This is a genomic window from Lyngbya sp. CCY1209 (assembly GCF_055795065.1).
Genome location: NZ_JAYFER010000423.1, coordinates 1 through 7,320 on the forward strand (window position 1 = coordinate 1; position 7,320 = coordinate 7,320).

A 7,320-nucleotide genomic window follows, 5' to 3' on the forward strand; every position below is an offset into this window, starting at 1 on the left:
GGGGGCTGGGGGGGATGGGGGCTGGGGGGGATCAAACCTTCGCTTCCTTCACCAACTTATCCCAACCCAAATCCTTGAGATTATTGTTCCGACGCAGCGGACGAGTCACCAACTCCAGAATATCTCGGGCGTTAGTAAATCCGTGAATTTGCGCGAAGGTAAACTCCACAGACCATTTAGTATTGATCCCGCGAGCCTCCAAAGGATTGGCGTGCGCCATACCCGTAATCACCAGATCGGGACGCAGTTCGTGAATGCGTTGGATCTGATTGTAGTTATCCGGTTTTTCGATAATTTTCGGTGTCGGAACTCCCATTTCATGACAGGTTTTTTCCAACAGATCCAACTCGGCTTTTTGGTAGCGCTTATCCATGTAAGGAATACCGATTTCCGAACAAGTCATCCCGCAGCGGATCAAGAAACGCGCCAAAGAAATTTCCAGGAGATTGTCCCCCATAAAGAAAACCGACTTGCCCCGGATTAATTGAATGTAATCCTCCAGATTCGCCCAAATTTGGGCTTCCCGCTCTTCCATTCCCTTCGGTTCAATGCCGAAAACGGAGCAGATTTTCTCGATCCAAGCCCGGGTTCCGTCCGGTCCGATGGGGAACGGGGCGCCGATCAATTTGCACTTGCGGCGGCGCATCAGGGTGGTGGCGGTGCGGGACAGGAAGGGATTCACCCCCGCCACATAATAGCCCTCTTCCAGGACGGGTAATTCGGTGTAGCGCTTGGCGGGAAGCCATCCGGACACTTTGATCCCCTGTTTCTTCAACTCCAGGGTCAAATTTGTTACCACCGGGTCCGGGAGGGAACCGAACAAAACCAGGGGCGGATGATCGACGTATTCCGACTCTTCCCGGGCGACTTCTTCGTTCTTTTTCCCGAAACTGAGCAACTTCTGAATCGCGTTGCGATCCGCGACAGCGCACCCATCGCCCTTATCCTCTTCTTCAACTTGCTTCGGACAGCGATTCGCCATAGCAGCCAAAACGGTATCTTCACCCTGAGTAAAAGCATAATCCAAACCGTTCGCCCGGGCTACGACGATGGGGATTCCAATTTCAGATTCGAGTTTCGGCGCCAACCCTTCCAAATCCATTTTGATGATTTCGGTGGTGCAGGTTCCGATCCAAACGATCACGCTCGGGTTGCGATCGCGCTTGATTTGCAAACACAGCCGCTTCAGTTCTTCGTAGTCGTTGAGTTGGGCGGAAATATCCCCCTCCTCTAACTCTGCCATCGCATAACGAGGCTCGGCAAAAATCATCACGCCCATCGCATTTTGCAGAAAATATCCGCAGGTTTTCGTCCCGATCACCAAAAAGAAACTGTCTTCGATTTTTTGATACAGCCAAGCGACGCAACTGATCGGACAAAAGGTATGATAATTCCCTGTTTCACATTCAAAGGTGAGCGCTTCAGGTTGTGCGACAGTCATCGATTTCTCCTTGTGGTTAACTTCAGTGCCTTTTTTAAAGCTGTCGGCACCCAGCTCTTTTGCAAACCGCTAAATTAGTGGGGATAAAATAGCAGGAGTTTGGACATTAGGAACCCTATACTTTGGATGCTGATGCTCCAAAATCTGAAATCATGAATGCAACAACCTGAACCAACTTGGAGAATTATTTGATATCTGATATCGAAATATCATCATCGTCTGTCGAGTCGGTCAGACTTTCCATATCCAAGTCATCAAACCCATCTTTGGTTCCGGTCGTTACTTCCCCCAGGTCGTCTAAACTGATCTCATCCAGACTGCCAAATTCGGTGTCATCATCACTCAATTCTCCGAGATCTAAGTCATCGTCGGAAGTGGTTTCCAAATCTCCAAAGTCATCATCTCCGCCCAGGTTCAGATCCAAATCTCCAAAATCATCTGAGGAATCATCTTCAAAGGGATTTTCTCCTTCCAAATCCAACTCGTCATCAACGCTCAGATCTTCGTCAGTTTCCAGACCCAAATCCATCTCGTCGGTGGCTAGGTCTTCTCCCCCATCCAGACCCAAATCCATCTCGTCGTTGGCCAGATCTTCTCCCGCTTCCAGACCCAGGTCTAAATCGTCGGTGCCGAGATCTTCGTCGGTGGTCAGGTCATCGTCAGCTTCGAGACCCAAATCCATCTCGTCGGTGGATAAGTCTTCCTCTCCGGCTTCGAGATCCAAATCCATCTCGTCGGTGGATAAGTCTTCCTCTCCGGCATCGAGACCCAAATCCATCTCGTCGGTGGTCAGGTCTTCCTCGGCATCGAGATCCAAATCCATCTCGTCGGTGGATAAGTCTTCCTCTCCGGCATCGAGATCCAAATCCATCTCGTCGGTGGATAAGTCTTCCTCGGCATCGAGATCCAAATCCATCTCGTCGGTGGATAAGTCTTCCTCGGCATCGAGATCCAAATCCATATCGAGATCTTCTTCAGTAGCCAATTCTTCATCGGCTTCCAATTCCAAATCCTCTCCCTTTGTGGCCAGTAAAGCCGCGCCCGCGACAGCAGCACCTCCCACCACTGCGGCCGTACCAATATCCACATCAGAGGATGGCTCGAGATCTGGAGGGGTTTCTTCCACAGGTGCTTCCACTTCTGGAGGTGGATAATACCCCGGTGCCGCCTCAATATCACCCCTATTTTCGATCGCGGCGTCCGGATGGTCGTCCGGAACTGCCGGTACGGGGGGTGCGGTTGCCGGTACGCCAGCAATTCCGATCGCGATATCCGGGTCGAAGTGCAACCCCAGAACTTCGATCAATTTTTCCGGGTCGGGATTGAGTTTGGAAAAGGGCAGCATCAACTGTGCTGCATCCGGGTCCAGGGCGTTGATGGTTCCCAAGATCATGGCAGAGGATGGCCTTCGACCTCCGTCGGGAGTGGGGATGGAGCTCAACTCCATTTGTAAAACCAACCAGTCGCGGTTTTCTTGGTAATACTGCAACCACTTTTGTTTGAGGGCAGCGGTAAACTCCTGGAAGAAAGCCATAACCTCTTTTTCCTTATCCTGAGTAGCTAGACTTATTAAACCATCATCAGGTCTAGCTCATCTTCGGGAGTTTGAACAGGGGGTTGGGTGGGATTGAGGTAAAAGTCCGACAGCAGGGAGAACAATTCCCGATCCGGAGCATCGTGGGGGACGACGCCTTCCGGTTGGGAGAGGATTTGATCGGCGATGTTGAGATAGTAGTCGCAGACGAAGTTGAGGGAGGGGTCGGTTTCTGCCATCTCGAAGAGGGTTTTTCCTTTAACCCGGGAGATGCGGATATCTTCGATCAGGGGAAGCACTTCCAAAATGGGCATGGGGACGGATTCGACGTATTTTTCGATCAGATCCCGCTTGGAGGTGCGGTTGCCGATCAGACCCGCCAGACGCAGGGGGTGGGTGCGGGCTTTTTCCCGGACGGAGGCGGCGATGCGGTTGGCCGCGAACAGGGCGTCGAAGCCGTTGTCGGTGACAATCATACAGTAGTCGGCGTAGTTGAGCGGCGCGGCGAAACCGCCACAAACCACGTCTCCGAGTACGTCGAATAGAATCACGTCATATTCGTCGAAGGCGTTGAGTTCTTTGAGGAGTTTGACGGTTTCTCCGACGACGTAGCCACCGCATCCGGCACCGGCGGGGGGTCCACCGGCTTCGACGCAATCGACTCCGCCATAGCCTTTGTAGATGACGTCTTCGGGCCAGATGTCTTCGTAGTGAAAATCTTTTTCCTGCAGGGTGTCGATGATGGTGGGAATCAGGAATCCGGTCAGGGTGAAGGTGCTGTCGTGTTTGGGGTCGCAGCCGATTTGCAGCACTTTTTTGCCCCGTTTGGCCAGTGCGACGGAGATGTTGCAACTGGTCGTGGATTTGCCGATGCCACCTTTGCCGTATACTGCGAGTTTCACGATTTTTTCTCCTCGGGCGTGGTTTTCAGATGGGCGGGTTTGGGGGACGATCGCGATCGCCAATTTCGGAATCGGGGATGTCGCCTCCCGTCGATCGCCATTATTGATGATGTTTCCGGGAAATGAAAGGGGCCGTTCGGGCAGATCGGTGCGAAAATCAGCTCTTTGACTTTTATTTAAGATCCTAAACTCCATAAAACGCCAAAAAGCTTTCTCACCTTTTTTTTTTAATTTTTTATAATTTTTTATTTACTTTTTTTATAAAAAGAGTTACAATAAAAAAACATTGGACGGCGACTCCAAAGGCTAAAACTATCGCCAGTAAGGGAATAGAGCCGTTTTTGATTCCGGCGGGAGGGGATGAAGAGTGGCGATCGGCTGAGTAAACATACGGAGCGATCGCGGCCCATTTCTGGCCGTCCGACCCCCAACGGGATGCGATCGCACCCCAGTCGAGGTCAGTTCTGAAGGGGACAAGCCGATTTGTAAAAAGTTATGAATTTTCCATCAATTGGGGTGTATAGGGGATACAGGAAATCGAATCTTCCCCCTGCCTCCTCCGCCTCCCCACTCCCCACTCCCCACTCCCCACTCCCCACTCCCCACTCCCCACTAATCGATCGTATAGACGACATTGAAATAGAGGCCGTCGTCCTGGAAGTTGTCGCCCCGGTCTTCGAGATCCATGAGGGGGAAAGCGTAATCGACGCGCAGGTTGAGGTTGGGGATGGGTTCCCAGAGCAGGCCCAGACCCGCGCCCACCAAAAACGTCTGTCCGAAGAGTTCGTTGGGGTTGTCAGGGTGATTCCACACCTTGCCGACATCGACAAAGGGCGCTAATTGAAGATTGGGCAAGTTGGCGCGATCGCGGCTGAGGGTGATGCGATTTTCCAGCGAAAACCGGAACCCGTTGTCTCCGGCCCGCACGTTCTGGCGATAGCCCCGCAGGGACAGTGCCCCGCCGACGACGAACTGTTGGGCCGGAAATAGGGGGTCGGCGGACAATTGCAGGTCTCCCTGGACAATCAGCAGGTGATTGTCGCCGAGACGCTGCACCCGCTGGACTTGTCCGAGCCAACTCAAAAACTGCCCGTTGGGGAGAAACGCCGTGTTCGTAGCATCCAAGATTCCCAAACCCAAACTGAACTGCGATCGCAGCGCCCAGGCCCCCCGAGGGTCGCGACGGATGTAGTCCTGTCCGAATTTCAGGACGCTCGTCCGGGTCACGCCATCATCCTGCGGGCCGAACCCGAACCGCAACCCCTCGCCATCCACAAACGTTTGAGAGTCCTGGTAGGCGAACCCCAGAGACAGGGCGAACTCCTCAGCCGGAGTCCGGACCAGCGGCTGGCGGTAGCTGATTTCGTACTGTAGGGAATTGCCCTCGATGTTGAGGTCCTCGAAGTCCTCCTGAATCACCCGGTTTTGGTAGGGCGGAATCCGAAACTGGAGCGTGCCGTTCATGGCGTTGACGGGGATGCTGTAGAGGATGTCGAGTACGTCCGACTCCCCGTCCGTAATCAGGCGGGTGGTGTTGTAAGAGACGAACAGCAGGTCTCCCCGCCCGGTCAAATTGAGATGGCGGACATTGAGGCCCAAGCGCTGGCTGCCGATACTGGGGGGAGAATAGTTGTCCGTGCTGAAACTGACTTGGAAGGCATCGGCTTCCGTCACCCGCACCACCAAAATGCTCTGTCCCTCCTCGGTGCCCGCCCTCAGACTCGCCTCGACGCTCTCGAACAGGGGATCGACGCGCAGGAGTCGCAGTTGGTTTTCCAGGCTGGCGGTGCTCAGGGGGACGTCCGCACCGAGGCGGATGCGATCGATGATGTAGTCGGGGTCGAGGCGGCGGGTTCCCTCCACCTCGATGGTTTCCAAACTCCCTTCGATGACGCGAATTTGAACGACTCCATCAACGATGGTCTGTTCGGGGACGACAGCCCGGGAGGTGATGAAACCCTGTCGGAGATAGATTTCCGTGATGGCGTCCGCGGCGGCCCGCAGTTGGGAGAGGGTGACGGTCTGATTTTCGAGGGGAGAAACGATCGCCGAGATGTCTTCGGGGGTGAGGAGGGTGCTGCCGGCGACTTCAATTTTCCGGATGGGGAAGGGGGTGCCGTCCGTGGGGAGTTGGGGTTCTTCGGGGGGTTGCGGCTGCAGTTCCGGTTGTGGCGGGGGAACTTTGTCCGGTTTGGGGAGGGGTTGCAGGAAGCGATCGCGGTTGGGGTCGGGACTGGGGTTGACTTGGCCGAGCAAGGGACAATCGGGGGAATCGCAGAAAGAGAAAGGCGGCGGAACGGGGCGGGCGACGGCGAGGGCGGAAACTTGAAAGCCGAACCAGACGGCCCAGGGTGCGATCGTTCCACAGCTCAGAACGGAAAGGCGTACACGCATGGCGGATGATGGAAAATGGGAAAGATTCGGAGCGATGCCCTGAATTGAACGTTCCCGCCCGTCGCCTCCGAGGCGTCACGCTCCCGGTTCCAAGACGAGTTCGGCGGGGACGAACGGTTCTTTATACAATTCGACCTGGTTGCGCTCCGTAATGTAGAGATCGGCGGATTTCAACAAATCCGACCACGCTTCAAGAAGCGCCGGATCTCCGGGGTCGGACGAGAGCAACTCGGAAAATGTGGCGACCCGATCGTACCAAAGCTCCTGCCCGGTATAAAACTCCAGGCGTTCTTTGGGGTCGGATTGTTCCAAGATCTCGGCCTGTGCGGGATTCAAGTCCACCTTTCTGACCCAGCCGTGGACCACCGGGTTGACCGCCGGGTTGTCCTCGTCACACACGACGCTGAGATACCAGTGATAATCCCGGCCGGTTTCCAAGGCCGGAAATCCGTCGAGGGAGGCCAAGTCGATGCCCACGATTCCCGGATTGTCGATGTCGAGTTGGAACGTGGCACTGTGGATGAGAATTTCCTCGTCCGGGTTCTCTGCGGACTCTGGGGGAAGTTGAGTCAGGAGGAACTCGACGGGGGTATTTTCGGGAACCGTCGGGAAGTAGAAGAAGAGTTGGGGTCGTTCCCGGGCCGTCAGGCCCATCGTCGAAACGGGGATTAGGCTGGTGAGGCGGGTGTATTCGGAACATCCCCCCCGGGTTCCGCCCCCTTCCCGCCGGCCCGGAATGCCGCGCTGGGGCGGCTCGAAGGCCGTCAAAATCTCCCGGCGGACTTCCACCCCGACGGGGGACAGCGGCCCCGGTCGAGAGAGGCTTTCCAACGGATGGGCGGACTCAGGCAGGAGCGAAGCACTGAAGATAAAGATTTGAGTACAAAATGTCCAAAAAAAAGTTGCCCGGGAGAGGGAAAACGCCGTCTGAACCATAAGAGTCAACCCGAAAATTGGCGAAATACGAGATATAAATTAGGGGTCGAGAGAGATGTTACCATCTCCCCCTCCCATTCAGAACCGTGCATGAGACTTTCACCTCACACGGC

Annotated in this window: 5 protein-coding genes; all 5 read right to left on the reverse strand. The window is 54.9% G+C overall.

All coding sequences use genetic code 11. From position 1 onward, the window contains the following. Positions 1–31: 31 nt before the first annotated feature. Positions 32–1,441, reverse strand: a complete 1,410-nt coding sequence (locus AC0QHF_RS13025) for a ferredoxin:protochlorophyllide reductase (ATP-dependent) subunit N (protein ID WP_324704649.1) — start codon at positions 1,439–1,441, stop codon at positions 32–34. A gap of 184 nt (positions 1,442–1,625) precedes the next feature. Further along, positions 1,626–2,975, reverse strand: coding sequence for a DUF5331 domain-containing protein (locus tag AC0QHF_RS13030; protein WP_324704650.1), 1,350 nt, complete (start codon positions 2,973–2,975; stop codon positions 1,626–1,628). A 35-nt stretch (positions 2,976–3,010) separates the two neighbouring features. Further along, positions 3,011–3,877, reverse strand: coding sequence for a ferredoxin:protochlorophyllide reductase (ATP-dependent) iron-sulfur ATP-binding protein (gene bchL / locus AC0QHF_RS13035; protein ID WP_324704653.1), 867 nt, complete (start codon positions 3,875–3,877; stop codon positions 3,011–3,013). 612 nt (positions 3,878–4,489) lie between these two features. Beyond that, the gene (locus AC0QHF_RS13040) at positions 4,490–6,271 is read right to left on the reverse strand and encodes a ShlB/FhaC/HecB family hemolysin secretion/activation protein (protein WP_324704651.1); all 1,782 of its coding nucleotides are present in this window, start codon (positions 6,269–6,271) and stop codon (positions 4,490–4,492) included. 75 nt (positions 6,272–6,346) lie between these two features. Further along, the gene (locus tag AC0QHF_RS13045; RefSeq protein ID WP_324704652.1) at positions 6,347–7,207 is read right to left on the reverse strand and encodes a DUF928 domain-containing protein; all 861 of its coding nucleotides are present in this window, start codon (positions 7,205–7,207) and stop codon (positions 6,347–6,349) included. Positions 7,208–7,320 lie beyond the last annotated feature (113 nt).

Bases quoted from the DNA above. Each gene is read 5' to 3' on its own strand.
- AC0QHF_RS13025 (WP_324704649.1), bottom strand. From the start codon at position 1,441: ATGACTGTCGCACAACCTGAAGCGCTCACCTTTGAATGTGAAACAGGG.
- AC0QHF_RS13030 (WP_324704650.1), bottom strand. From the start codon at position 2,975: ATGGCTTTCTTCCAGGAGTTTACCGCTGCCCTCAAACAAAAGTGGTTG.
- AC0QHF_RS13040 (WP_324704651.1), bottom strand. From the start codon at position 6,271: ATGCGTGTACGCCTTTCCGTTCTGAGCTGTGGAACGATCGCACCCTGG.
- AC0QHF_RS13045 (WP_324704652.1), bottom strand. From the start codon at position 7,207: ATGGTTCAGACGGCGTTTTCCCTCTCCCGGGCAACTTTTTTTTGGACA.